Annotated in this window: 25 protein-coding genes; 15 read left to right on the forward strand and 10 right to left on the reverse strand. The window is 60.2% G+C overall.

Translation table 11 applies throughout. The annotated features are described in order from the left end of the window. Window positions 1–8 precede the first annotated feature (8 nt). The 4 genes from xerD to HYN24_RS02295 are packed head-to-tail and all read right to left on the reverse strand — an operon-like array spanning window position 9 to window position 3,848. On the reverse strand, window positions 9–917 hold the full coding sequence (gene xerD / locus HYN24_RS02280; RefSeq protein WP_117607766.1) for a site-specific tyrosine recombinase XerD: 909 nt from the start codon (window positions 915–917) through the stop codon (window positions 9–11). Then, window positions 895–1,374 carry a methylated-DNA--[protein]-cysteine S-methyltransferase gene (locus tag HYN24_RS02285; RefSeq protein ID WP_117610170.1) on the reverse strand — a complete coding sequence of 160 codons (480 nt, stop codon included), beginning with the start codon at window positions 1,372–1,374 and terminating at the stop codon, window positions 895–897. Before HYN24_RS02285 ends, xerD begins: the two co-directional genes overlap by 23 nt. A 49-nt stretch (window positions 1,375–1,423) precedes the next feature. Continuing rightward, window positions 1,424–2,599: an acyl-CoA dehydrogenase gene (locus HYN24_RS02290; protein ID WP_371413223.1), complete on the reverse strand. Its 1,176-nt coding sequence runs from the start codon at window positions 2,597–2,599 to the stop codon at window positions 1,424–1,426. Beyond that, the gene (locus HYN24_RS02295; RefSeq protein ID WP_117607768.1) at window positions 2,592–3,848 is read right to left on the reverse strand and encodes a glutamate-5-semialdehyde dehydrogenase; all 1,257 of its coding nucleotides are present in this window, start codon (window positions 3,846–3,848) and stop codon (window positions 2,592–2,594) included. The genes HYN24_RS02290 and HYN24_RS02295 overlap by 8 nt, the downstream gene beginning before the upstream one ends. Before the next feature lie 113 nt (window positions 3,849–3,961). Between HYN24_RS02295 and HYN24_RS02300 the strand changes: the two genes are divergently transcribed. Beyond that, entirely contained in the window at window positions 3,962–4,201 is a 240-nt protein-coding gene (locus tag HYN24_RS02300; RefSeq protein WP_117607769.1) for a hypothetical protein, read from the forward strand. On the opposite strand, the gene holA is transcribed toward HYN24_RS02300, so the two are convergent. The 4 genes from holA to HYN24_RS02320 form a co-directional block, all read right to left on the reverse strand. Next, entirely contained in the window at window positions 4,202–5,209 is a 1,008-nt protein-coding gene (gene holA / locus HYN24_RS02305) for a DNA polymerase III subunit delta (protein ID WP_117607770.1), read from the reverse strand. Continuing rightward, window positions 5,209–5,733, reverse strand: coding sequence for an LPS assembly lipoprotein LptE (gene lptE, locus HYN24_RS02310; RefSeq protein ID WP_117607771.1), 525 nt, complete (start codon window positions 5,731–5,733; stop codon window positions 5,209–5,211). Before lptE ends, holA begins: the two co-directional genes overlap by 1 nt. Window positions 5,734–5,744: 11 nt before the next feature. Continuing rightward, a complete protein-coding gene (gene leuS / locus HYN24_RS02315) occupies window positions 5,745–8,357 on the reverse strand; it encodes a leucine--tRNA ligase (RefSeq protein WP_117610171.1) in 2,613 nt (870 codons plus the stop codon). A 357-nt stretch (window positions 8,358–8,714) separates the two neighbouring features. After that, window positions 8,715–9,065 (reverse strand): hypothetical protein, encoded by a 351-nt coding sequence (locus tag HYN24_RS02320; protein WP_117607772.1) that lies wholly within the window; start codon window positions 9,063–9,065, stop codon window positions 8,715–8,717. Between the two features lie 216 nt (window positions 9,066–9,281). On the opposite strand from HYN24_RS02320, the gene HYN24_RS02325 reads away from it, so the two are divergent. The 4 genes from HYN24_RS02325 to HYN24_RS02340 all read left to right on the forward strand — a co-directional run bounded on the left by HYN24_RS02325 (window position 9,282) and on the right by HYN24_RS02340 (window position 14,468). Further along, window positions 9,282–11,426 (forward strand): UvrD-helicase domain-containing protein, encoded by a 2,145-nt coding sequence (locus HYN24_RS02325; protein ID WP_117607773.1) that lies wholly within the window; start codon window positions 9,282–9,284, stop codon window positions 11,424–11,426. Window positions 11,427–11,548: 122 nt separating this feature from the next. Then, on the forward strand, window positions 11,549–12,523 hold the full coding sequence (locus tag HYN24_RS02330; protein WP_117607774.1) for a quinone oxidoreductase: 975 nt from the start codon (window positions 11,549–11,551) through the stop codon (window positions 12,521–12,523). Continuing rightward, window positions 12,520–13,845: a TAXI family TRAP transporter solute-binding subunit gene (locus HYN24_RS02335; protein ID WP_117607775.1), complete on the forward strand. Its 1,326-nt coding sequence runs from the start codon at window positions 12,520–12,522 to the stop codon at window positions 13,843–13,845. Before HYN24_RS02330 ends, HYN24_RS02335 begins: the two co-directional genes overlap by 4 nt. Beyond that, window positions 13,842–14,468: a ParA family protein gene (locus HYN24_RS02340; protein ID WP_117607776.1), complete on the forward strand. Its 627-nt coding sequence runs from the start codon at window positions 13,842–13,844 to the stop codon at window positions 14,466–14,468. The genes HYN24_RS02335 and HYN24_RS02340 overlap by 4 nt, the downstream gene beginning before the upstream one ends. A gap of 195 nt (window positions 14,469–14,663) precedes the next feature. Here the strand turns inward: HYN24_RS02340 and HYN24_RS02345 are convergent, their stop codons facing one another. Then, window positions 14,664–15,566 carry a LysR family transcriptional regulator gene (locus HYN24_RS02345; RefSeq protein ID WP_117607777.1) on the reverse strand — a complete coding sequence of 301 codons (903 nt, stop codon included), beginning with the start codon at window positions 15,564–15,566 and terminating at the stop codon, window positions 14,664–14,666. 120 nt (window positions 15,567–15,686) lie between these two features. On the opposite strand from HYN24_RS02345, the gene HYN24_RS02350 reads away from it, so the two are divergent. The 8 genes from HYN24_RS02350 to HYN24_RS02385 all read left to right on the forward strand — a co-directional run bounded on the left by HYN24_RS02350 (window position 15,687) and on the right by HYN24_RS02385 (window position 21,301). Then, window positions 15,687–16,187: a TerB family tellurite resistance protein gene (locus HYN24_RS02350; RefSeq protein ID WP_117607778.1), complete on the forward strand. Its 501-nt coding sequence runs from the start codon at window positions 15,687–15,689 to the stop codon at window positions 16,185–16,187. Next, a complete protein-coding gene (locus tag HYN24_RS02355) occupies window positions 16,171–16,446 on the forward strand; it encodes a hypothetical protein (RefSeq protein ID WP_162888571.1) in 276 nt (91 codons plus the stop codon). Before HYN24_RS02350 ends, HYN24_RS02355 begins: the two co-directional genes overlap by 17 nt. 150 nt (window positions 16,447–16,596) lie before the next feature. Continuing rightward, window positions 16,597–17,058 carry a hypothetical protein gene (locus HYN24_RS02360; protein WP_162888572.1) on the forward strand — a complete coding sequence of 154 codons (462 nt, stop codon included), beginning with the start codon at window positions 16,597–16,599 and terminating at the stop codon, window positions 17,056–17,058. Window positions 17,059–17,284: 226 nt separating this feature from the next. Next, window positions 17,285–18,271 (forward strand): TerC family protein, encoded by a 987-nt coding sequence (locus HYN24_RS02365; RefSeq protein ID WP_117607781.1) that lies wholly within the window; start codon window positions 17,285–17,287, stop codon window positions 18,269–18,271. Window positions 18,272–18,364: 93 nt separating this feature from the next. Next, window positions 18,365–19,306 carry a sodium-dependent bicarbonate transport family permease gene (locus HYN24_RS02370; RefSeq protein ID WP_117607782.1) on the forward strand — a complete coding sequence of 314 codons (942 nt, stop codon included), beginning with the start codon at window positions 18,365–18,367 and terminating at the stop codon, window positions 19,304–19,306. Further along, window positions 19,306–19,614, forward strand: coding sequence for a P-II family nitrogen regulator (locus HYN24_RS02375; protein ID WP_117607783.1), 309 nt, complete (start codon window positions 19,306–19,308; stop codon window positions 19,612–19,614). The genes HYN24_RS02370 and HYN24_RS02375 overlap by 1 nt, the downstream gene beginning before the upstream one ends. 35 nt (window positions 19,615–19,649) lie before the next feature. Next, window positions 19,650–20,165: a 5-(carboxyamino)imidazole ribonucleotide mutase gene (gene purE / locus HYN24_RS02380; RefSeq protein WP_117607784.1), complete on the forward strand. Its 516-nt coding sequence runs from the start codon at window positions 19,650–19,652 to the stop codon at window positions 20,163–20,165. Further along, window positions 20,162–21,301 (forward strand): 5-(carboxyamino)imidazole ribonucleotide synthase, encoded by a 1,140-nt coding sequence (locus HYN24_RS02385; protein ID WP_117607785.1) that lies wholly within the window; start codon window positions 20,162–20,164, stop codon window positions 21,299–21,301. Before purE ends, HYN24_RS02385 begins: the two co-directional genes overlap by 4 nt. 296 nt (window positions 21,302–21,597) lie before the next feature. Here HYN24_RS02385 and HYN24_RS02390 read toward each other — a convergent pair whose 3' ends face one another. Then, window positions 21,598–22,509, reverse strand: a complete 912-nt coding sequence (locus tag HYN24_RS02390) for a LysR family transcriptional regulator (protein ID WP_117607786.1) — start codon at window positions 22,507–22,509, stop codon at window positions 21,598–21,600. Between the two features lie 105 nt (window positions 22,510–22,614). On the opposite strand from HYN24_RS02390, the gene HYN24_RS02395 reads away from it, so the two are divergent. Together HYN24_RS02395 and HYN24_RS02400 are read left to right on the forward strand one after the other, a co-directional pair. After that, window positions 22,615–23,322, forward strand: a complete 708-nt coding sequence (locus tag HYN24_RS02395) for a pirin family protein (RefSeq protein WP_117607787.1) — start codon at window positions 22,615–22,617, stop codon at window positions 23,320–23,322. Window positions 23,323–23,355: 33 nt separating this feature from the next. Continuing rightward, window positions 23,356–23,910, forward strand: coding sequence for a flavodoxin family protein (locus HYN24_RS02400; protein WP_117607788.1), 555 nt, complete (start codon window positions 23,356–23,358; stop codon window positions 23,908–23,910). Window position 23,911 lies beyond the last annotated feature (1 nt).

Here is a 23,911-nt window from a genome sequence, read left to right on the forward strand (position 1 = left end):
GGGTGATTTTAGCCGCGTGGATGATGTTGCGCATGCAGGGACTTGAGGCGTTCACGGGCGACGTGGGTGTAGATCTGGGTGGTCGAAATGTCGGCGTGGCCGAGCAGGAGCTGGACAACGCGAAGGTCGGCACCGTGGTTGAGGAGGTGGGTGGCGAAGGCGTGGCGCAGGACGTGCGGCGACAGTTTGTCGGGCGCAATGCCGGCGATCAGGGCATAACGCTTGATCAGTTGCCAGAAGGCCTGACGGGTCATGGCACCGCCACGGGCGGTGACGAACAGGTCATCGCTCTGCTGGCCATTGAGGATCTCCGGCCGGGTCTCGTCGAGGTAGCGTTGGATCCAATCGATGGCAATCTGGCCGAGCGGCACCAGCCTTTCCTTGCTGCCCTTGCCGAGGGCGCGCAGCACCCCGTCGGCCAGACTGACCTCGTGCAGGCGGAGTCCGACCAGTTCCGAAACGCGCAGGCCCGTCGCGTAGAGGGTCTCGAGCATGGCGCGGTCGCGCCGGCCGAGCGGGGTGTCGAGATCGGGCGCATCAAGCAGCGCCTCGACCTGCTTCTCCGACATGACCTTGGGTAGGCGTGATGGGCGGCTCGGATTGGCCAGTTTGAGTGTCGGGTCGGTGACGATGCGGCCACGGCCAAGCTGCCAGCGGTAGAAGCGACGTAGCGTGGACAGGTAGCGTGCCTGCGAGCTGGCACGGGTCTGCTTCGACAGATGGGCGATGAAGCCGGTCAGCGTTGTTTCGCGCAGATCGAGCAAAGGTTCGTGGGCATTGTTGGCCAGCCACAGGGCGAGACGACCGAGGTCGGAGCGATAGCTGTTTAGCGTCGCCTTGGCCAGGCCATCTTCCAGCCAGAGGGCGTCGCAGAAATGGTCGATTTCGGCGAGGTCAGCTGGTGCAGCGGGATTCATGCGTCAGCAGCCAGCGTTTGACATCAAGCAGGAAGCCGCCGCGCTCGCGGGCAAAGCCACCCAGCCCGCCCCCGGTGGCAACGACACGATGGCAGGGCACCACGACCGGGTAAGGATTGGCGCCGCAAGCCTGGCCGACCGCCCGTGGCGCGTTATTGAGAAACTTTGCCACTTCGCCATAGGTGTTCGTACGGCCATTCGGGATAGCCGAAATCTGCGCCCAGACGCGGCGCTGGAAAGTGGTGCCGGCCTGCCGCAGGGGCAGCCCGAAGGTGAAGTCGGGATCGGCGAGATAGGCCTCGATCTGGCGCACGGCCTCGGCCGCCAGCGGCGAAGCGGGGGCTAACGCCGGGCGTGGCTCAAGAAAGTCGATGTGGGTAATTTCGTCATCGCTGCACTGAATGCCGAGGGCAAAGCCGGGGGCGGCGACGATGGCTTGATAGGCGTTGGTCTTCATGAGGCCTCCGAGGTCGTTGCCAGGGTGGACTGGCGAGAGCGGCGAAAATTCAGAATGCCGCAATCCCGGTCTGAGCCCGGCCAAGAATCAGCGCGTGGATGTCGTGCGTGCCTTCGTAGGTGTTGACCACTTCCAGATTGACGACATGGCGGATGACGCCGAAGTCGTCGGAAATGCCGTTACCGCCGAGCATGTCGCGGGCGGTTCGGGCGATGTCGAGGGCCTTGCCGCAGGAGTTGCGCTTGAGCATCGAGACGTTTTCCGGACAGGCGCTGCCGTCGTCCATCATGCGGCCGAGACGTAGCACGCTCTGGAGGCCGAGGGTGATTTCGGTCTGCATGTCGACCAGCTTTTTCTGGATCAGCTGGTTGGCGGCCAGCGGGCGGTCGAACTGCTTGCGCTCCAGAGTGTATTGGCGGGCCGTGTGCCAGCAGGCCTCGGCGGCACCCAAAGCGCCCCATGAAATGCCGTAGCGGGCCGCGTTCAGACAGGTGAACGGGCCTTTCAGGCCGGTCACGCCGGGCAGCAGGTTTTCCGCCGGGACGAAAACCTCGTCCATGACGATCTCGCCGGTAATCGAGGCGCGCAGGCCGACCTTGCCGTGGATGACCGGCGCGCTTAACCCGGCCATGCCGCGGTCGAGAATGAAGCCGCGAATGATGCTTTCATCATCCTTGGCCCAGACGACAAAGACATCGGCAATCGGCGCGTTGGTGATCCACATCTTGCTGCCGGACAGCTTCCAGCCACCGGGTACGGCGCGGGCGCGGGTGCTCAGGCTGCCGGGGTCGGAGCCGGAGTCCGGTTCGGTCAGACCGAAACAGCCGATCAGCTTGCCCTGGCCGAGGCCGGGGAGGTATTTCTCTTTTTGTGCCTCGGAGCCGAAAGCAAAGATCGGCAGCATGACCAGCGAGGACTGCACACTGAGCATCGAACGGTAGCCCGAGTCGACGTACTCGACCTCGCGGGCGATCAGGCCATACGAGACATAGTTGAGCCCGGCGCCACCGTATTGTGGCGGCAGGGTGGCACCGAGCAGGCCCATGGCACCCATCTCGCGGAAAATGGCCGGGTCGGTGTGCTCGTTGCGGAAGGCATCGCGAATGCGCGGCTGCAATGCTTTCTGGGCGAATTGCCGGGCCGCGTCACGGACTAGCCGTTCATCGGCGGCCAGCTGGCTGTCGAGCCGGAAAGGGTCGGCCCAGTCGAAGGCGGCCTTAGCCACGGACGTGACCATCGCCGAGGACGATCCATTTCTGGCTGGTCAGTCCTTCCAGACCGACCGGGCCACGGGCGTGGATCTTGTCGGTGGAAATGCCGATTTCGGCCCCCAGGCCGTACTCGAATCCATCGGCAAAGCGCGTCGACGCGTTGATCATGACCGAGGCCGAATCAACTTCGCGCAGGAAGCGCATGGCTTTCGGATGGTTGTCAGTGACGATGGCTTCGCTGTGGTGTGATGAGTACTGGTTGATGTGGGCGATGGCCTCGTCAATGCCGGCGACGACCTTGACCGAAATGATCGGCGCGAGGAATTCGGTGTAGTGGTCCTCTTCCGTCGCCGCGATGGCCTTCGGCACGATGGCGCAGGTTTCGGCACAGCCACGGATTTCGACCCCCTTGGCGGTCAGCATGGCGGCAATCGGCGGCAGCAGCATGGCGGCGACCGAGCGGTCGACGAGCAGCGACTCGGCGGTGTTGCAGGTGCCGTAACGCTGGGTCTTGGCGTTCTCGACGATTTTCAGGGCCTTGTTCGGATCGGCTTCCTCTTCGAGGTAGACATGGCAGTTGCCGTCGAGGTGCTGGATCATCGGCACGCGGCATTCGGCCAGCAGCCGGGCGATCAGGCCCTTGCCGCCACGCGGTACGATGACGTCGACAAATTCGCGCATGGTGATCAGCTCGCCGACGGCGGCGCGGTCGGTGGTATTGATGACCTGCACGGCATCGGCCGGCAGCCCGGCGGCTTGCAGGCCTTCCTGGACCAGTGCGGCAATGGCGCGATTCGAGCGAATGGCTTCCGAGCCACCGCGCAGGATGGCGGCGTTGCCGGATTTCAGGCAGAGGGCGGCAGCGTCGGCCGTGACGTTCGGACGGGCCTCGTAGATGATGCCGATGACGCCAAGCGGGACGCGCATCTTGCCGACCTGGATACCGGACGGCTGGTATTTGAAGTCACCCATTTCGCCGATCGGGTCGGCCAGCTTGGCAACTTGTTCAACGCCGTCGGCCATGCTGTCCACGCCTTTTTCGGAGAGGGTCAGGCGGTCGAGCATGGCGCTTTCAAGCCCGGCGGCGCGGGCGGCAGCCAGATCTTCCTGGTTGGCAGCGACCAGCGCGGCTTTTTCGCGGCGGATGGCGGTGGCAATGGCGAGCAGCGCGGCATTTTTCTCGGCCGTCGAGGCCGAGGCAAGGCGGCGCGAGGCAGCGCGGGCCTGGCGACCGACCGTCTGCATATATTCTTTGATGTCCATGATGTTCTTCGTGCGGGGCAAAGGAACATTATAGCCAGCAAATTTAGGGGGAACTTCCGTAACCGGGTAAACTCTTATCCGCAACGACAACAGGGCTTTCCGTCGAGGACAAGATGGCAGAAAAATTGATATTGCCGACCGAGGTCAAGGTCTGCGCTACGTGCAGCTTCTGGGATGGCGAACGGCATGTGGACGCCGAGATGAAGCTTGTGGTGGTTTCCGAGGAGTGCGAGGGCGAATGTCTGGTGCAGGAGAAATCCAAGCCAGGGCTGCATGACGTCCGCGCCGAGTGCAGTTGCATCTGGGAAGACCTGGAGCCGGACGTTCCGGCTGACGACAACAAACCAGCCTGATTACTTCGCCGCGGCCAGGCGCAGGCCGAGCCGCAGGAATTCTTCCCAGACATTGCCGTGACCGATGCCCTTGGCCAGACGGTCGATCTTTCCGGCATGTTGCAGCGCTGCTTCGAGGGTGCTGGTGCTCAGACGTTGTAGCGCCTTTTTAACCGGATTGGCCCGCGGTCCCCAGACTTTCGCATCCTTGAGCAGCATATCGACCGGTTTGCCGGCATCCAGGCCAGCCCGAATCATGGTCAATGCCCGGATTTCCTCGCTCATGGCCCAGAGCACCAGAGGCGGTGCTTCGCCCTCCTGCATCAGGCCGTCCAGTGTCCGCGTCAGGCGGGCGATGTCGCCCGAAAGCAGTGCTTCGCGCAGACCATCGATGTCATAGCGGGCGACGTTGAGTACGGCGTCGCGAATCTGCGCCAGGCTCAACTGGCCGGCCGGGTAAAGCAGGCCGAGTTTCTGGATTTCCTGGTGCGCGGCAAGCAGATTGCCTTCGACACGCTCGGCGATGAATTTTAGGCTTTCCAGATCGGCGCTTTGCTGCTGGCGGCGCAGGCGGCCGACGATCCAGCCCGGCAGTTCGGTCAGTGGCGGGGCAATCAGTTTGATGGCGACGCCGGCGTTGACCAGAGCGGTGAACCAGACGGCCTTTTCCTCGCGCCAGTCGAGTTCGGGCAGGGTAATCAGCAGAAGATTGTCCATCGACAGGTTCTGGCACCACTGCTGCAGGGCGGCGCTGCCTTCCTTGCCCGGCTTACCGGTGGGGATGCGCAGGTCGATCAGTTTTTTATCGCCGAACAGGGACATGTTGCCGCCGGCCGCTAGTAACTGGCCCCAGTCGAACTGCGGCAGCACGGTCAGTACTTCGCGCTCGCTGTAGCCTTGCTGGCGGGACTTGGCGCGGATGGCGTCAGCCGCCTCGATGACCAGTAACGGGTCGTCACCGTAGAGGACGTAGAGCGGGCGCAACTCGCGTTCGAGATGCGCCGCCAGCTGTTCGCCCTTGAGGAGCATTATTCGTCGTCTTCGAGATCGGGGTTTTTCGGCTTGACGACGCTCAGGCGGCGCATGATCTGATTGACCAGGTCATTGTTCATGTCGCGCCAGAGCAGTCCTTCTTCAAGATCCTTGGCGAGGACGTTGGAATCGTCGAAGGAAATGTCGCGGGTCAGTGCCACTTCATTGATCGGTACCAGCACCTGCCCCTTTTGGTTGACCACCTGGAAGGTATAGGTCAGCTGCAGTCGGTATTCGCGCACTCGGCCCTGGGCATTGACGCTGAGAATGCCCTTTTGACGAATGTCGCCCAGTTGCTGGAAGATGGCCTCGGCCGATTTGGCATCGTCGACGATCTCGGTGCTGCCACTGGACCGGATGTAGCGCTGCAGCCAGATATTGACGTCGGCGGTGTCGGGCAGGGCGATATACATCGTCTTGTAGGGCAGGTTGCCGCTGCCGACGCCGCGCAGATGAAAACCGCAGCCGGCAATGGCAGCAGCGAGGATCAATGCGAACAGCAGGCGGAGCGGCAAGCGCATGGCAGCTTTCCTTAAACGACGATATTGACCAGTCGGCCCGGCACCACGACCACTTTCTTTGCCGGCTTGCCTTCCATGAACTTCTGCGCATCGGGGTTGGCCAGTGCGGCCGCCTCGATGCTTGCCTTGTCGGCCTCGGCGGGGACGCGGATGGCGCCGCGCAGCTTGCCGTTAACCTGGATCATCAGCTCGATTTCGTCTTGCTTGAGGGCGGCCGGATCAGCTTTGGGGAAAGCCTGGACGCCGGCATCCTGACCCGGCTTTAGCTCGGCGTAAAGCGCCTGACCGATATGCGGGACGATGGGGAAGAGAAGCAGGGCGATACTTTCCAGTGCTTCCTGTGACAGGGCGCGGCCGGCTGGGGTGTTCAGGTCGCATTTGTCGTAGGCGTTGAGCAGTTCCATGACCGCAGCGATGGCCGTGTTGAACTGCTTGCGCCGGCCGTAATCGTCGGCCACCTTGCCCATCGTCTGGTGCAGCTTGCGCCGCAGGTCAGCCTGGGTCGGGCTCAACCCGTCATTGCTCGTGCAGGCGGCGACAAGGCCGCCCTGAACGTGGTCGTAGGTCGTCTTCCACAGGCGGCGAAGGAAGCGGTAAGCGCCTTCAACGCCGGCGTCGGACCATTCCAGCGACTGGTCGGGCGGCGAGGCGAACATGATGAACAGGCGGGCCGTATCGGCGCCGTACTGGTCAATCAGGGCCTGCGGGTCGACGCCGTTGTTCTTCGACTTCGACATCTTTTCAGTACCGCCGATGACCACCGGCAGGCCGTCGGTCTTCAGCGTGGCGCCGGTCGGGCGACCCCGTTCGTCGGTGACGACGTCCACGTCGGCCGGATTGATCCACAGCTTCTTGCCGCCATCGAGATCGCGGTAGAAGGTGGGCGCCACGACCATGCCTTGCGTCAGCAAGTTGGCAAACGGTTCGCCAAGATTGCCGATAAGACCGACGTCACGCATCAGCTTGGTGAAGAAGCGCGAATAGAGTAGATGCAGGATGGCGTGTTCGATGCCGCCGATGTACTGGTCGATGCCGCCCTTGCACCAGTACTGGACGCGCTCGTCGACCATGGCAGTGGTGTTGTCGGGGCAGGCATAGCGCAGGAAGTACCAGGACGACTCGAAGAAAGTGTCCATCGTGTCGGTTTCGCGCCGCGCTGCGCCGCCGCATTTCGGGCAGGCGCATTCGTAGAACTCGGGCATTTTGGCGAGCGGCGAACCGGCGCCCGTGATCTCGACATTCTCGGGCAGGACAACCGGCAACTGGTCATCCGGGACCGCTACGTCGCCGCAGGTTTTGCAGTGGATGATGGGAATCGGGCAGCCCCAATAACGCTGGCGGGAAATCCCCCAGTCGCGCAGGCGGAACTGCACCTTCTTGTCGCCCAGGTTCTGGGCGGCGAGGTCGGCGGCGATGGCATCGACGGCGGCTTCGTAAGCGAGGCCATCATACTTGCCGGAATTGACCAGGATGCCGCGTTGCTTGTCGGCGTACCACTCGGCCCAGGCTTCATGGCTGAAGGAGGTTTCACCGTCCACGGCGACGACCTGCTTGATCGGCAGGTTGTATTTCAGGGCAAAGGCGAAATCGCGTTCGTCGTGGGCCGGTACGGCCATCACGGCACCGTCGCCGTAGCTCATCAGCACGTAGTTGCCGACCCAGACTTCGACCTGCTGGCCGGTCAGCGGATGGGTGACATAGATGCCGGTCGGCATGCCCTTCTTTTCCATCGTGGCGATGTCGGCTTCGGCGACGCCGCCCTTCTTGCATTCCTCGATGAAGGCAGCGAGTTGCGGCTTGTCGGCGGCGGCGCGCGTGGCCAGCGGGTGTTCGGCCGCCACGGCGACGAAAGTGACGCCCATGATGGTGTCGGCGCGGGTGGTGAACACCCACAGCTTTTCGTCGGCATTGTCAGCCAGCGGGAAGGCGAAGCGCACGCCGGTGCTCTTGCCGATCCAGTTTTTCTGCATCAGCCGGACCTGTTCCGGCCAGCCCGGCAGGTTGTCGAGTTCGCTCAGCAGTTCTTCGGCGTAGGCGGTGATCTTCATGTAATACATGGGGATCTCGCGCTTCTCGATGAGTGCGCCAGAGCGCCAGCCGCGGCCGTCGATGACCTGTTCGTTGGCGAGCACGGTGTGGTCCACCGGGTCCCAGTTAACGGTGCCGAGTTTCTTGTAAACCAGGCCCTTTTCGTAGAGGCGGGTAAACAGCCACTGTTCCCAGCGGTAGTACTCGGGGGTGCAGGTGGCGAATTCGCGTTCCCAGTCGATGGCAAAACCCAGCGACTTCAACTGCTGGCGCATGTAATCGATGTTGGAATACGTCCACCCGGCCGGCGGTACATTGTTCTGCAGCGCGGCGTTTTCCGCCGGCATGCCGAAGGCGTCCCAGCCCATCGGCTGCATGACATTGAAACCCTGCATCTTGTGGAAACGGGAAAGAACGTCGCCGATGGTGTAGTTGCGAACGTGGCCCATGTGCAGTTTGCCCGAGGGGTACGGGAACATCGACAGGCAGTAGTATTTCGGCTTGGTGGTGTCTTCGACGGCGCGGGCGGCACCGGTCGTGTCCCAGTGTTGCTGGGCGGCGCGCTCGATGTCGGCCGGGGTGTATTTGTCCTGCATGGGCATGGCGGAGTTCATTCGCTGAAAATCGTGAAGTAACCGCGAATTATACCGGTTGATGCCAGGTAGTCGGCGATGAGGGTGGCGGCGGACGTGCGTTGATGTGCTTGCGGTGTAACGTTTACTTTTTGTCGGGCGCGCATGGTCACGGGCTTGGTGTGCCGCCTTCCGCAAGGCGGCACACCAAGCCCATTTCATGGGGAATGGGCACGACAGGCAGCGGCCATGACGGCGGGTCCGCGAATAGGCTCGTAACGGTGCCGCAGGAATTCTGGCCGGGATGAATCAGTGACCGGGGGGAACTGATGCAGCGCCTGCACGCGCTGCATCAGCAGGGGTCAGCTTAACGCCGCCCGGTCACGCCGCTTTTTTTTGCGGGTAGATGCCTTCCCAAGTGTTCTGCCAGTAACGGTAGGCGTTCTGGGTGGCGGCCAGTGACAGCAGGGACATCCGGGTCTGGTGGCGCCACATCCATGATAGTTGCGGAGCCGGCGTCAGGTTGTAGGATGGCGCCTTGCCAACTTCGTCTTCGACGATCGTCAGAAAGCGATCGACGGCCAGGCCGTAGTAGGCTGAGCCTTCGGTTTTGCCGGTGAGATACTCGGCTTCGCTGACGGCGCGGCGCCACAGCTTGAGCGCTAGCTCGTCGCTGATGCCGGCCTTGCGGGCGATCCATGGCAGGATCTTCGGTGCATTCATGCTGTTCATGCTGTTTCTCCTTTTCTAGGTAGCATTCGCTACTTGTAGATCAGACTGCCCTTTGGGCAAATAGTTTTGTGCACTGCAATATTTTTTAGTTGAGTATAAGGGTGCACTCGGCATCTGACTGTGAAAAAATGCGCGTAATTGTAGGATTCGTTGTACAAATACAACTTATTGGTCATACCAATTAACCGCCGTTCCTTCGGCTTACCTAGAGACGCAATGTCCGATCTCCTCGCAAATCTTAATTCGCCGCAACTTCAAGCGGTTACGTTGCCACCCGTGCATGCCTTGATCCTCGCCGGGGCGGGGAGTGGCAAGACCCGGGTGCTCACGACGCGCATTGCCTGGCTGATGTCGGTCGGTCAGGTCGGACCGCATGGCGTGCTCGCGGTGACCTTTACCAACAAGGCCGCCAAAGAAATGACGGCGCGACTGTCGACCCTGGTGCCGATCAATACGCGGGGGATGTGGATCGGAACTTTTCACGGTCTCTGCAACCGTCTGTTGCGCGCTCATTACCGCGAGGCCGGGTTGCCGCAAACCTTCCAGATCCTTGATTCGGCGGACCAGTTGGCGATGGTCAAGCGTCTGCTCAAGAACTTGAACGTCGATGACGAGAAGTATCCACCGCGCGAACTCTGTCATTTCATCAATGCCCATAAAGAGCAGGGCGTGCGGGCGGCGCAGGCCGAGGTATATGACAATTACACGCAAAAACGTGTTGATTTGTATGCCGAGTACGAAAACCAGTGCAATCGTGAAGGCGTGGTCGATTTTGCCGAGCTGCTCTTGCGTTGTTATGAATTGCTGCAGCGCAACGAACCTTTGCGAAAACACTATCAGGAACGCTTCCGTTACATCCTCGTCGACGAGGTGCAAGACACCAATAAACTGCAATACGCCTGGCTCAAATTGCTGGCCGGGGGCGGTGCGAAAGTCTTTGCCGTGGGTGACGACGATCAGAGCATCTACGCTTTTCGCGGTGCCGAGGTCGGCAACATGCGTGATTTCGAACGCGACTACGCTGGCGACAATGTCATCCGTCTTGAACAGAACTACCGCTCGCACGGCAATATCCTGACGGCAGCCAATGCCATCATCAAAAATAACCGTGAGCGCCTGGGCAAGAATTTGTGGACCGATGCCGGCGACGGCGAACCGATCCGCGCCTTTGAGGCTTATTCCGATCTCGACGAGGCGCGCTTTGTCGTCGAGGAAATCCGCGAACTGGTCCGCGATGGCATTTCGCCGACGCAGATTGCGTTGCTCTATCGTTCCAATGCCCAGTCGCGCGTGCTCGAAAACGAGTTGTTCACCAAAAATGTGCCGTACAAGGTCTATGGTGGTCTGCGCTTCTTCGAGCGACAGGAAATCAAGCACGCCCTGGCCTACCTGCGCCTGCTCGGCAATCCCGACGACGACACGGCTTTCCTGCGCGTCGTCAATTTCCCGACGCGCGGCATCGGTGCGCGGTCGCTGGAAAACCTCCAGGCGACGGCCCACCAGACCAATTCCAGTCTTTACAACGCAGCCGCCTCGTTGAGCGGCAAGGCCGGCCAGACGGTCGGTGCTTTCATACGCCTGATCGAGGCGCTACGGCAGGAAACCGAAGGTCTGCCGCTGCCCGAGATGGTCGAGCACGTCATCGAAAAGTCCGGGCTGGCGCAGCATTACCGCACTGACAAGGAAGGTCAGGACCGGCTGGAGAATCTGGACGAACTGATCAACGCCGCCGCCACCTTCATCGATGACGAAGGCGCCATCGGCGAAGGCGGGGCGCTGGTTTCCTTCCTCACCCTGGCCTCGCTGGAGGCCGGCGAACATCAGGCTGGCGAAGGGCAGGAGGCGGTCCAGTTGATGTCCGTTCATGCCGCCAAGGGGCTGGAGTTCGACGTCGTATTCATCACCGGCCTGGAACAGGGCTTGTTCCCCCATGAAAACTCGATCAACCAGGGCAAGGATGGCCTGGAGGAGGAGCGACGGCTGATGTACGTCGCGGTCACCCGTGCCCGCCAGCGTCTCTACGTATCCTGTGCGCAGACCCGCATGCTGCATGGTCAGACACGATATTGCGTACCTTCCGGCTTTCTGGACGAAATTCCCGAACAATTGCTGCTCAAGCTGAACAAGAAGGCCGAACCGGCTGCCGCCTTTCCGGCTTTCGGCTCCTTCGGTGGCGGCTATGCCGAGCCGGTCGCTGCTGGTGGCCTGCGCATCGGGCAGACTGTCGAGCATGCCAAGTTCGGCATCGGCGTCATCGTATCGACCGAAGGGCGTGGCGCCGATGCCCGTGTCCAGATCAATTTCGGCGGCAGCGGCATGAAATGGCTGGCGCTGGAGTATGCCAAGCTGACGCCGGTCTGACCCGGTGCGGTGCGCCGCCGCATGGCTGGCGCAATTTTTACCCGGCTCTGCGCTAGATCGAAGGCCGGCAGGGTGATAACCTCGTTATCTCGCAATAGCGACCCAATAATGAGGAGACCACCATGCCCCACGCCATTCGACTTCACCAGCACGGCGGCCCGGAAGTGCTGTCCTGGGAAACGATCGATCTGCCGGCGCCAGCTCCCGGCGAGGCTACCGTCCGCCACGGCGCGGTCGGCCTCAATTACATTGATGTCTACCACCGTACCGGCCTGTATCCACTGGCCTTGCCCTCCGGTATCGGCATGGAAGGCGCCGGTGTCGTCGAGGCGGTGGGCGAGGGGGTCAGCGAGCTCAGGGTGGGTGACCGTGTCGCCTATGCCGGTGGGCCGCTCGGTGCCTACGCAGATGTGCGCAATATTCCGGCGCATCGCCTGCTGAAACTGCCCGATTCGATTCCCTTTGAAACCGGTGCGGCGATGATGTTGCAAGGGCTGACGGCCGCCTATCTGCTGCGCAAGACCTATCGCGTCCAGCCCGGCGACGCCGTACTGATTCAGGCGGCGGCAGGCGGGGTCGGCCTGATTGCCTGTCAGTGGGCGCGGGCCCTCGGGGCGACGGTGATCGGCACCGTCGGTTCGCCAGCCAAGGCCGAACTGGCCAGGGCGCACGGCTGCCATCATGTGATCAACTACAGCACTGAAAACTTCGCCCAGCGGGTTCGTGAAATCACCAACGGCGAAGGCGTTGCCGTCGTCTATGACGGGGTTGGCAAGGACACCTTTGCCGGGTCACTCGACAGCTTGCGCCCGATGGGCATGATGGTGTCGTTTGGCAATGCTTCCGGCCCGGTGCCGCCACTCGACCTCATCCTGTTGTCGCAGAAGGGTTCATTGTTCATCACCCGGCCGACCCTCATGAACTACACGGCCAAGCGCGAGGATCTCGTGGCGCTGGGCAGCGAGTTGTTCGATGTCGTGGTTGCCGGGCAGGTCAAGATCGAGGTTAACCAGTCTTATGCGCTGAAGGATGCCGCCCAGGCCCATCGTGACCTTGAGGCGCGCAAGACTACCGGCTCGACGATTCTGCTGCCATGATGGCCCGGTTCAAGGCAGGGCTTCTCTCGCTGCGCGACCTGTTCGCCACGGCCTGGTGGGTCATCCTGCTGGCCGGTATCGGTTTTGCGGTGGCCTATCAGTTTGTCGAGCCGGCGCCGCCAAAGAAAATTGTCATCAGCACCGGCAGCGAGAGTGGTGCCTATTACCAGTTCGCCCAGCGCTACGCCGCTATCCTGGCCAAAAATGGCGTCACGCTTGAAGTCAAAGCCTCGGCCGGGGCGCTCGATAACCTGGCGCGGCTGAGCAATAACGAGGCGCAGATCGGCTTCGTTCAGGGCGGCGTCATGCCACCCAAGGCCGATCCGGATGCCGAGGATGAATCCGGTCTGCTCTCGCTCGGCAGCGTCTTTTACGAGCCGGTATGGGTTTTCTATCGTGGCGATAAGGTGCTGACCCGCCTGACCGAATTGAAGGGCAAGCGTATCGCCATTGGTCAGGAAGGCTCGGGAGTGCGTCAGTTGGCGCAGCAACTGCTCGAAGCCAACGAAATTCCTGCGGGCGATCACCTTGTCCCGCTGGCCGGCTTGAAAGCAGCTGAAGAACTCCAGCAGGGGCGGATCGATGCCGCTTTTATCATTGCCGCCGAGAAAGCCCCGGTGGTGCAACTGCTGCTCCGCTCTCCGGGCGTCCACATCATGAGTTTTTCCCAGGCGGGGGCTTATCAGCGCCGTTTCCCCTTCCTTACCAAGCTGACTTTCCCGCACGGCGTCGCCGATCTGGTCCGCGACTTTCCGCCCGAGGACATCAAGGTGCTGGCCCCGACTGCCAACCTGATCGTCCGAGATGACCTGCATCCGGCCCTGCAGGCGCTGCTCCTTCAGGCCGCCAGTGAAGTGCATGGCAAATCCGGCTTCTTTCAGGATGCTGGTGAGTTTCCGTCCTACAAGGACCAGATGCTGCCCCTGTCGCCAGAGGCCGCTCGCTACTTCAAGTCCGGGCCATCCTTCCTGCAGCGCTACCTGCCTTTCTGGCTGGCCGTGCTGGTCGACCGGCTGATCGTCATGCTGGTCCCGGTCTTCATGCTCCTCATTCCGCTGCTCAAGGTGGCCCCGGCCATTTATAACTGGCGCGTTCGATCCAAGGTTTTCCGCTGCTACGGCGAACTGAAATTTCTTGAAGACGACCTTAAGAACCGCTTTGAGCCGACCAAGCTGAGGGACTACCGGAATCGTCTGGATGCCATCGAGGATGAAGCCAGTGCCCTGCACATCCCGCTCGGCTTCACTGACCTCGTCTACACACTGCGCGAACACGTCAATCTGGTTCGCAACATCATCGACAAGAAGGAAGCATCGGCATGAAAGCCTTTTTGGTCGCCAACCCCAAGGGCGGTTCCGGGAAAAGTACGCTAGCCACCAATCTGGCCGGCTATTTCGCCAGCCGGGGGCGCGACGTCATGCTCGGTGACATTGATCGGCAGCAATCATCGCGTGAATGGCTCGGCATCCGGCCCTTCGCGCTGCCCACCATCGACAGCTGGGAGGTTGGCGTCGACAAGGTCTCCCGGCCGCCGAAGGGCACCTCGCACGTTGTACTCGATACCCCGGCCGGCTTGCACGGCAAACTGCTGGAGCGGGTTCTCAAGCTGTCGACGCGGGTTATTGTGCCGGTCCAGCCATCAATGTTCGACATGCTGGCAACGCGTCATTTCCTCACCGAACTGCTTTCCGAAAAAGCCATCCGCAAAGGCAAGGCTGATGTCGCCGTGATCGGCATGCGCGTCGACGCCCGGACCCGGGCTGCCGGAGAATTGGAGCGCTTCTTCGCCACCTTCGATCTGCCGGTGCTCGCCTATCTGCGTGATACCCAAGTCTATGTTCAGGCGACAGCAGCCGGCATGACCCTCTTCGACCTCCCCCCGTCGCGTGCCGAACGCGATCTGGAGCAGTGGCAGTCGATCATTCAGTGGGTTGAGGCGGGGTAGGTGGGTTGTGGGGGTGGCAGTTAAGTGCCCATTCCGGCCATCCAACTTTCTCCAGAACAGTCAGTCAGCCAAACCCTGACTCAGCGAACTGGACTGCTCCGAAGCTGCCGTTGGTGACCTCACCCAGTCGGCCATAGTCCCCTAATTGTGACACCCCAACTTAGTTGCCTTCAACGCTCTTGCGTAGTCAGTTTTTCACACTCTACCAAGTCCTTCCTTAAGCAGTTCATCAAGAAAAGCTTGAGCTGGTAACGAGAGAATCTTGCTGCTCAGGTGCACGACATTCCATGCCTGCTTGAGCGGGAATCCTTCAACTTCGAGGATAGCCAGACCATCCCGCGCGAAACCGTTACCCAGCGCATGGCGCGAGAGAACGGACAAGCCCATGCCGCTAGCGACCAGATCACGAATCGCCTCATTGCTGGCGAGCGCGAGACGCACTTTGAGTTGCGTACCGAGCGCCTGCATGTGCTGATCGATAACGTGACGTGACCCGGAACCCAGTTCGCGCAAAAGGAACGCTTCGCTGGCCAGGTCCTGGATCGAAACAGGTTTGCCGACGGCCCAATGGGTAGCCGGGGCAATCACGACATACTCATTGTCAAGAAAGGGCAGACTGACGATATCCAGATCATCAGGTGGATAGGACATTACGTAGAGATCGTCCTGATTGTTGCGCAGGCGCTCGACAATTTTTGCGCGGTTGGCGATCTCCAGTTCGATATCAATATCCGGATAACGCTGGCAAAAGGCGCCCAGCATGCGGGGAAGAAAATACTTGGCGGTGGTGACCAAGGCGACACGCAATTTGCCACGTCTCAGCCCTTTCAGCTCGTCGACTGCCGACTCGAATCGATTCCAGATGTCATCGAGGCTGCGCACCGTTTTGAGCAATTCCTCACCAGCGGGCGTTAATGCAATATCGCGCCCGGTCTGTTCGAAAAGAGGTAGGCCGATAGTCTCCGAAATTTGCTTTATCTGTATGGAAACAGCCGGCTGAGTCAGGTGGAGTGCGTCCGCCGCTTTGGTAAAACTATTCAGCCGGGAGACAGCAGCAAAGGTTTCCAGCTGGCGAAAGGTAATGCGACGACGTGGCATATATAAGCCTCAACAAATTATTGGTCATCAATTGTTTAATTGGATTTTATATGTTTCAGCAACGATAGTGGCATTGCAAGCACTGCAAATATCGACCCGACCTTTTCAAGGAGACCCGAAGTGCGTAAATACACCAACAACAGCCCGGAAGCTGGTGCCCGCCTTGTGGCACTGGCATTGATGGCCGACGGGGCCATTGATCGCAGTGAAATCCTGTTGCTTGAGCGGCAGAACGTGATGGCTCGACTCGGCCTGGACAACGAGCAGTTCGACGCGATCTATTACGAATACTGCACGGACATGCTGGCCAGTGCACAACGCCATGCTTCCGGGCGACTCGAACTGGATAAACTGGCCATCAAAGCGCTGCTCGACGAAATCAGCGATCCCGTGCTGCAGAAAAAAATACTGCGCATCTTGCTTGATATCGTCCATGCCGACCATCGCCTGACTGCCGGCGAAGCCTCATTGATTGCACTGGCCCTCGAGCGCTGGGACATGAACTTGTGCGGCATGACCGATTCATCCGTCCCGCGCCATTGCCTGTCTTCAGATACGCCAATCCGTCACGGCTCAACGGTCAGCAGTACCGGAGCAAGTCATCATGTTGCCACTGGATAGACTACCGACCAGTGCCGCCGCAACGCCGTTGCGCAGCAGCATCCTCCGTGAGTTCGTCATGCGCCAGGACAGGCCGGCCCGTGATCAACGGGTTGATTTGCCGGAGATTCAGGAATCCTTTCGCGTCAGTTTCAGCGATGCCGCGGTGGCAGCATCCGCTGACGATATACGAACTGTCCTGCAAAACGCCCGGCCGACCGATGAGCGGAGCACGACCGAGCGCCAGTTGCAGGCCTATCTGGCGATTGCCAACTTATGAAATGCCGCACAAACAACTCATAAGTTACACCAAATGTATTATAGAAATTTGTTTAATTGGATTTAATAAATTAACACACGCATAGTGTCCCCGTGCCCACCGAAATGGGACGAAACCGAAACACTAATCCGACTTTCAAGGAGATTCAAAATGCGTAACTACCCTACCGACAGCCCCCAAGCCATGGGCCGCCTCGTTGCCCTGACCCTGATGGCTGACGGCGCCATCGATGCGAGTGAACTGAAACTTCTCGATCACACGGACAGCATTCATCGTCTGGGCCTCAACGAAGAGAGCTTCGACAAGGTGATTCACGAACTGTGTGACGACATGCTGACCAGCGCCCACCGCACTCTGAGCGGACACCTGGAACTTGACGTGAAGAGCATTGACCTTCTGCTCGCCGAAGTTCAACACCCCTTGTTGCAAAAACAGGTGTTGCGCATGATGCTGGATGTCGTCAATGCCGACAGGGAGCTCTCCGGTGGAGAGGCTGTGCTGGTGGCCGAGGCCATGAAGCTCTGGGAAATCAACCTGCATGAAGTCGCTGACAGCTCGGTTCCCTCCCTGAGCACGCGGACCCGGCGTCACTATGAGCACGCGCATGCCTGACTGTTGAATGCTTCCGGATCGTTGTAATCCGGAGCGAGCACAAAGGGGAGTAGCTCTTCGTCGCGGCGTCGTCAGCACGGAATGATTCACTGGTTCCCGGCGTCACGGGTGGTTCTGGCAACAGGGCCGCGAGCAAGACCTTTGCAGCACCTCAAGCGCAGACGACACTCAAAAGTGCACTGGCCAGGCGCTGTCTCAAGGTTTTACTGAGCGGGAGAGAATACTCATGGAAACGATTGGCACCTGGTGGATGTGGTCCGGCTTTTTTGTCATCGTCCTCATTATGCTGGCCATCGACCTCTTCGTCGTCGGCGGCAGCAAGCAACACCGAGTCACGCTCAAGGAAGCAGCCACCTGGTCGGGAATCTGGGTCGGCGTCTCGCTCATTTTTGCCGGCGCTCTCTGGTGGTACCTCGACGGCACTGCCGGGCGGGAACTGGCCAACCAGAAAGCGCTGGAATACATCACCGGCTACCTCATCGAAAAATCGCTGGCCATCGACAACGTTTTTGTCTGGCTCATGTTGTTTAGCTTCTTTGCCATTCCGCTCGAACTCCAAAAACGCGTACTCATCCTTGGCGTGCTCGGCGCCATCATCATGCGCACGGTAATGATCTTTGCCGGCGTCTGGCTCATCACCCAGTTTCATTGGCTGCTCTACGTATTCGGTGCCTTTTTGCTGGTCACCGGCATCAAGATGTGGTGGTTCGCCGAGGCCACCCCGGACCTCGCCAACAACCCCGTAATCCTGTGGATGCGTCGCCACATGAAAGTGAGCGAAGAACTGCACGGCGAACGCTTCTTCATTCTGAAGGAAGAGGCCGGCAAACTCGCGCGCTACGCCACGCCACTCTTCCTCGTGTTACTCCTCGTCGAATTCACTGACCTGATCTTCGCGGTCGACTCGATCCCGGCCATCTTCGCGATCACCACCGACCCATTCATCGTGCTGACCTCGAACATCTTCGCCATCCTCGGCCTGCGCGCCATGTACTTCCTGCTCGCCGATATGGCCGACCGCTTCTCCCTGCTCAAGTACGGCCTGGCCATCGTGCTCATGTTCATCGGCGTCAAGATGCTCCTCATCGACCTCTTCAAGATCCCGGTGGCCGTCTCGCTCGGCGTGGTCGCCGCGATCATCGCCACATCGATCATTCTTTCCTTAAAAAAGGATGCCCGCTCCAAGGCGGTATCGACAACGGGGGTCCTGTGAGGACAGCCACTGCCTGCATGCGCATCCCTGAGCTGAGGCCTGGCACGCAGGCAGCCGGCCCCGCTTTTTCAAAACACTGTCGGAAAATGGTTTATGCCTAACGAGCCGGTTATCCTGTTTTTCATACTTGGCTTGATGGCCGGTATCGTCCGCTCAGATCTGAAAATCCCCGGCGTGCTTTATGAATCGATCAGTATTTTCCTGCTGCTGGCGATCGGACTCAAAGGCGGCATCGAACTGGCCAAGGTGCCTTTGGCCACTATTGCCGTCCCGGCATTGACCGTGGTTGCCGTAGCGGCGCTGATCCCTTTGCTGGCCTTCCCTGTGTTGCACCACATCGGCCGACTGGCACGAGCTGATGCTGCGTCAATAGCTGCACATTACGGGTCGGTCAGCGTGGTGACCTTTGCCGTCGCTGCCAGCTACCTGCTCAGGCAGGAAGAGCCGGTCGAGGGATATATGGTGGTGTTTCTTGTCCTGCTTGAATTTCCCGCTCTGGTCCTGGGCGTCATCCTGGCCCGACGCAGTAGCGGCGCTACGCGCTGGGGGCACTTGTTGCACGAAGTGTTTTCCGGCAAGAGCATTGTGCTCTTGATCGGTGGCCTGCTGATCGGCTGGATTGCCGGCAGCGACGGGATCAAGCCACTCGACCGCCTTTTTCTTGACCTCTTCAAGGGCATGCTGGCCTTTTTTCTGCTCGAGATGGGCTTGGTCGTGGCAAGCCGCCTCCCTGACTTGCGGCGCGCCGGGGCCTTCCTGATTGCCTTTGCCATTGCCATGCCAGTCCTGGCCGGAGGGCTCGGTGTGATCACGGCAAATGTTATCGGCTTGTCGGTAGGAGGGGCGGCAATGCTGGCGACTCTTTATGCCAGCGCTTCCTACATTGCCGCCCCGGCTGCCATGCGGATTGCCATTCCGGAGGCCAATCCCGCCCTGTCGATTGGTGCCTCGCTGGGAATTACCTTTCCATTCAATCTGCTCATCGGCATTCCGCTCTATCACGGGATGGCAGTCCATATTGAAGGTGTGCTGTGATGGTCGCCCAACTGTCGCCCTGCAAGTTGCTGACCGTCGTTTGCGAGGCCAGCCTTGAGCCGGCCGTGGTGGCCGACCTGCTTGCCCTTGATGTCCATGGCTACACCATTTCGGACGCCCGGGGCAGCGGTGCCCATGGTCGTCGTGACGCAGCATGGCCGCCCAGCGCAAACATACGGATCGAGGTTTTGTGTGCCGAGAAAACAGCCCTGACCATCCTCGATCACTTGCAAGAGAACTACTACGCCAATTTTGGCATGGTGACCTTTCTGTCGGATGTTCTGGTGATGCGGCCTGAGAAGTTCTAGAAATTCCTATATCAATCGATGGAGTAGCAATGAGTATGGAAAGTACACGCGGGCCGGTGATCGGCATTGTTATGGGTTCACAATCCGACTGGCCGGTCATGCAGGCCGCCGCGCAGATCTGTGACGATTTTGCGGTGCCCTACGAGGCAAAAGTGGTATCGGCCCACCGCACCCCCGATTTGTTGTTTGACTACGCCGAGAAAGCGAGTAGTCGGGGCCTCCATGCCATTATCGCCGGGGCCGGCGGAGCGGCTCACCTCCCCGGCATGCTGGCGGCAAAATCGCTGGTGCCGGTACTCGGCGTGCCGGTACCGTCAAAGCATCTGAAAGGTGTGGACTCGTTGCTTTCAATTGTTCAAATGCCCAAAGGGGTACCCGTTGCGACCTTCGCCATTGGCGAAGCCGGTGCGGCCAATGCGGCACTGTTCGCCATTGCTTCGCTGGCCATGACGCAGATTGGCAAGGAAGTCGGATTACTCGAGAAACTGGCCGATTTCCGGCGCGAACAGGAGCGCAATGTGCTGTCCATGAGCCTGGAGAGATCACAATGATATTGCCGCCCGCCACACTGGGAATTCTGGGAGGCGGTCAGCTCGGCCGCTATTTTGTTCGGGCCGCCCATGACATGGGCTATCGGGTCATCGTTCTGGATAGTGACCCGGACTCCGTTGCCGGACGCATTGCCGATCAACATATCGTTGCTGCCTATGACGACAAACAGGCATTGGCGCATATGGCTCAAACATGTGCCGCAGTAACGACGGAGTTTGAAAGTGTCCCGGCATCGAGTCTGGCTTATCTGGCCAACTTTTTGCCGGTGCGCCCGGGGCCGGAGGCGGTTGCGATCTGTCAGGATCGCCTGGCTGAAAAGCTGTTTTTGCAAGACATGGGTTTCCCGCACGTGCCCTACGCAGCGATAGCTTCAGAATTCGATATCGAACTTGCCGATCCCGCCCTTTTTCCCGGCATTCTTAAGCGCTCCCGGTGTGGCTACGACGGCAAGGGGCAGGTACGTGTGCAGACCACAGCGGAGGCGCTGGCCGCTTTTCGTTGCTTGGGGGAAGTCCCATGTGTGCTTGAGCGCCAAATGCGCCTCGATTGCGAGGTCTCGGTTATCCTGGCCCGTAACCCGGCCGGCCAGATTGCCTGCTATCCCTTGGCGGAGAACCATCATCGGCAGGGAATTCTCGACTTTTCAGTAGCACCAGCACCCCATGCAAGCGCCGATCTGTCGCTTCGGGCAGAAAGCATTGCTCGGGGGATTGCGGCCAGAATGAACTATGTGGGCACCCTTGCCGTCGAGTTCTTTGTGGTCGACGGCCAGCTTTACGTCAACGAGTTGGCGCCCAGACCCCACAATTCGGGCCATTACACAATGGATGCCTGCGTTACCAATCAGTTCGAGCAACAGGTCCGGGCTCTTTGTGGGTTGCCTTTGGGCAGCATCGCCATGCATTCAGCGGCAATCATGGTCAACCTGCTGGGCGACCTCTGGCTGGATTCTTCCTCCACGCAAGCCAGCGAGCCAGACTGGAGCCGACTTCTTCAGTTACCAATGCTGAGGCTGTATAACTATGGCAAGCGGGAAGCGCGATGCGGACGAAAAATGGGGCACTTTACGGTGACTGGTGACGACCCCCAGAAACTCGTCGAACTCGCGGCTGAATCTCGTTCATTCATAAGATGATATTTTTCTGGTTTGCTTGCTGAGTGTAAATATTCGAGTCTGCAGACCACAGCTTCTCATCACAATTGGGAAAGAATATCGTTAGCCTGACTACTCTATCTTCATTAGGAAGCAACTCCGGTACCCGCCTCGACAGACCGGTTGTGGCGGGGTCGAGGCGGTGATGGCATCCATTTGCTCGCCGAATAACGGACGTTGAGCATGGTCCGAGCAATTCTTCGATATTGAAATTGGATGACTACATCGACAGGCCGGTTGTGGCCGAATCCAGCTTTATGTCACCGGTATCTGCAGTCTTACAGCCCTTCCGTAAGTGTGCCGCTGACTTCCGGCCTATTCAGTTCATCGACGAACCATTGAAGCGCCCTGCCATCCTGTCGGGTTCGCCATGCCGTGTGTAAGGGGATGGCCGGGCGGGGATTGGCCAGTTGTCGTTCAACCAGTCGCCCGGCGGCGATTTCCGGTTCGGCCAGCCAGCAGGGAAGGTGGCCGATGCCGAGTCCGGCTACCTGAGCGGCTACCTTGGCGCGGATGTCGGGGACGCGCAGGGTGTCCTGTCCCTCAAGCAGGCCGATGGTGCGGGCATCTAGTTCCTGCGAGGTGTCGGCAACGACGACGGCGCGGTGGCGGAGCAGTTGGCTGGCCGGGATGATGCCTTCCCAGGCGGTCAGCGGGTGGTCCGGGGCAATGGCGAAAACGAAATGGGTGCGCGGGCAAAGTGGGCGGGTGGCGATGCCGCTGCGCGAGGGCGGGTCGCCCGGCGCCCCGATGGCCAGGTCGGCGCGGCCGGTGGCGAGCGCATCCCAGGTGCCGCCAAGCACCTCGCCGGAGAGTTTGATCTGGGTGCCGCAACCAGCAGCATAGAAACGCTTGAGCAAGGGAAAGAAGCGGTCAATCGGAATGACCGCGTCGATGGCGATGCGTAGTTCGGCCTCCCAGCCGTCGGCGATCCGTTGGACGCGGCGTTCCAGTTCGCTGGCGGCGCGCAGCAGGTGGCGGCCATCATCGAGCAGGGTGCGCCCGGCCTCGTTGAGCGTAGCGCGGCGACCTTCGCGCTGGAAAAGCGTGATGCCGAGATCGCCTTCCAGTTTGGCGATGGCATGTGATAGCGCCGAGGGGACGCGGTGCAGCGAAGCAGCCGCGGCGGTGAAACTGCCGTGGCGTTCAATGGCGTCGAGAATGAGCAGCAGATCGAGCGATATTTTCATGTGAAAAATATTAAACGATAGTGTCGCAATTATTCGCTATTTATTGATGAACTCAATGATTAGTATGGCGACTAATCAGTACGATTCATTCACAAGGAAACTCAAATGATCCAGGTTCGACCTTCTGCCGCGCGCGGCTATGCCGATCATGGCTGGTTGCGCGCCCGCCACAGTTTTTCCTTTGCCGATTATTACGACGCCGACGAAATGGGCTGGGGCGCGCTGCGCGTGATCAATGAGGATCGCGTTGCGCCCGGCACTGGTTTTGGTCGCCACGGCCATCGCGACATGGAAATCGTCACCTACATTCTGTCGGGTGCGCTCGAGCATCAGGACAGTCTGGGGCATGGTGGCATCATCCGGCGCGGCGAAGTGCAGCGCATGACGGCTGGCAAGGGCATCCTGCACAGCGAATTCAACCCGTCGCCGGATGAGGAAACGCATCTGCTGCAAATCTGGATCGAGCCGGCGCAGCGCGGTACGCCGGCCAGCTATGAGCAACAGGCGCTGCCGCTCGACGAGTTGCGCGGTCGCTGGCGGCTGGTCGCCTCGCCGGATGGGGCTGATGGCAGTACTACCATCGGTCAGGATGCCCGCCTCTGGGCGACCGTCGTGGCACCGGGTGAGGGCATTGAATATGCCCTGCCGACGGGCCGGCTGGCCTACGTGCAGGTCATTTATGGTCAACTGACATTGAATGGCGAAGCCCTGGCAGCCGGTGACGGCGCCAAGATTGTCGATGAATCGACGCTGAAATTTTTGGCGAGTGAAGAGGCGGAATTTCTGCTTTTTGACCTGCCGCCCGTTGCCTGACCCCACCCCAATAGACTCCAAAAGGAAAACACCATGACCAAGACAGTTGTCGTTTATCACTCCGGCTACGGCCATACCAAACGTGTTGCCGAAGCGGTCGCCGAAGGTGCTGCCGGCGAACTGCTCGTCATCGATGCCGAAGGAAATCTGCCCGACGGCGGCTGGGAAAAGCTGGCCGCCGCCGATGCCATCATTTTTGGCACGCCAACCTACATGGGCGGTCCGAGCTGGCAGTTCAAGAAATTTGCCGATGCTTCGTCCAAGCCCTGGTACGGCCGCGCCTGGCAGGACAAGGTATTCGGCGGTTTCACGAACAGCGCCAGCCCGGTTGGTGACAAAGGGGCGACGATGATCCAGTTGCAGACGCTGGCCTCACAGCATGGCGGCCTGTGGGTCAGCCTCGGCCTGTTGCCGGCCAATAGCAAGGCGGCCACGCATGCCGATGTGAACCATCTGGGCGGTTCCGTCGGCCTGCTCGTCCGCTCGCCATCCGATGCCAGTGTTGATGAAATTCCGTCCGGTGATCTCGATACTGCCAAGCGCTACGGTCAGCGCGTCGCTGATATTGCGCGCCGTCTGAAAGCTTAAA

This window comes from Dechloromonas sp. HYN0024 (assembly GCF_003441615.1).
Lineage (GTDB): Bacteria > Pseudomonadota > Gammaproteobacteria > Burkholderiales > Rhodocyclaceae > Azonexus.

Bases quoted from the DNA above. Each gene is read 5' to 3' on its own strand.
- HYN24_RS02355 (WP_162888571.1), top strand. From the start codon at position 16,171: ATGTTGCCACTGGATAGACTACCGACCAGTGCCGCCGCAACGCCGTTG.
- lptE (WP_117607771.1), bottom strand. From the start codon at position 5,733: ATGCGCTTGCCGCTCCGCCTGCTGTTCGCATTGATCCTCGCTGCTGCC.
- HYN24_RS02330 (WP_117607774.1), top strand. From the start codon at position 11,549: ATGCCCCACGCCATTCGACTTCACCAGCACGGCGGCCCGGAAGTGCTG.
- HYN24_RS02375 (WP_117607783.1), top strand. From the start codon at position 19,306: ATGGTCGCCCAACTGTCGCCCTGCAAGTTGCTGACCGTCGTTTGCGAG.
- HYN24_RS02395 (WP_117607787.1), top strand. From the start codon at position 22,615: ATGATCCAGGTTCGACCTTCTGCCGCGCGCGGCTATGCCGATCATGGC.
- HYN24_RS02385 (WP_117607785.1), top strand. From the start codon at position 20,162: ATGATATTGCCGCCCGCCACACTGGGAATTCTGGGAGGCGGTCAGCTC.
- HYN24_RS02370 (WP_117607782.1), top strand. From the start codon at position 18,365: ATGCCTAACGAGCCGGTTATCCTGTTTTTCATACTTGGCTTGATGGCC.
- HYN24_RS02295 (WP_117607768.1), bottom strand. From the start codon at position 3,848: ATGGACATCAAAGAATATATGCAGACGGTCGGTCGCCAGGCCCGCGCT.
- HYN24_RS02365 (WP_117607781.1), top strand. From the start codon at position 17,285: ATGGAAACGATTGGCACCTGGTGGATGTGGTCCGGCTTTTTTGTCATC.
- HYN24_RS02335 (WP_117607775.1), top strand. From the start codon at position 12,520: ATGATGGCCCGGTTCAAGGCAGGGCTTCTCTCGCTGCGCGACCTGTTC.
- holA (WP_117607770.1), bottom strand. From the start codon at position 5,209: ATGCTCCTCAAGGGCGAACAGCTGGCGGCGCATCTCGAACGCGAGTTG.
- HYN24_RS02285 (WP_117610170.1), bottom strand. From the start codon at position 1,374: ATGAAGACCAACGCCTATCAAGCCATCGTCGCCGCCCCCGGCTTTGCC.
- HYN24_RS02320 (WP_117607772.1), bottom strand. From the start codon at position 9,065: ATGAACAGCATGAATGCACCGAAGATCCTGCCATGGATCGCCCGCAAG.
- leuS (WP_117610171.1), bottom strand. From the start codon at position 8,357: ATGCAGGACAAATACACCCCGGCCGACATCGAGCGCGCCGCCCAGCAA.
- HYN24_RS02345 (WP_117607777.1), bottom strand. From the start codon at position 15,566: ATGCCACGTCGTCGCATTACCTTTCGCCAGCTGGAAACCTTTGCTGCT.
- HYN24_RS02360 (WP_162888572.1), top strand. From the start codon at position 16,597: ATGCGTAACTACCCTACCGACAGCCCCCAAGCCATGGGCCGCCTCGTT.
- HYN24_RS02390 (WP_117607786.1), bottom strand. From the start codon at position 22,509: ATGAAAATATCGCTCGATCTGCTGCTCATTCTCGACGCCATTGAACGC.
- xerD (WP_117607766.1), bottom strand. From the start codon at position 917: ATGAATCCCGCTGCACCAGCTGACCTCGCCGAAATCGACCATTTCTGC.
- HYN24_RS02400 (WP_117607788.1), top strand. From the start codon at position 23,356: ATGACCAAGACAGTTGTCGTTTATCACTCCGGCTACGGCCATACCAAA.
- HYN24_RS02340 (WP_117607776.1), top strand. From the start codon at position 13,842: ATGAAAGCCTTTTTGGTCGCCAACCCCAAGGGCGGTTCCGGGAAAAGT.
- HYN24_RS02300 (WP_117607769.1), top strand. From the start codon at position 3,962: ATGGCAGAAAAATTGATATTGCCGACCGAGGTCAAGGTCTGCGCTACG.
- HYN24_RS02325 (WP_117607773.1), top strand. From the start codon at position 9,282: ATGTCCGATCTCCTCGCAAATCTTAATTCGCCGCAACTTCAAGCGGTT.
- purE (WP_117607784.1), top strand. From the start codon at position 19,650: ATGGAAAGTACACGCGGGCCGGTGATCGGCATTGTTATGGGTTCACAA.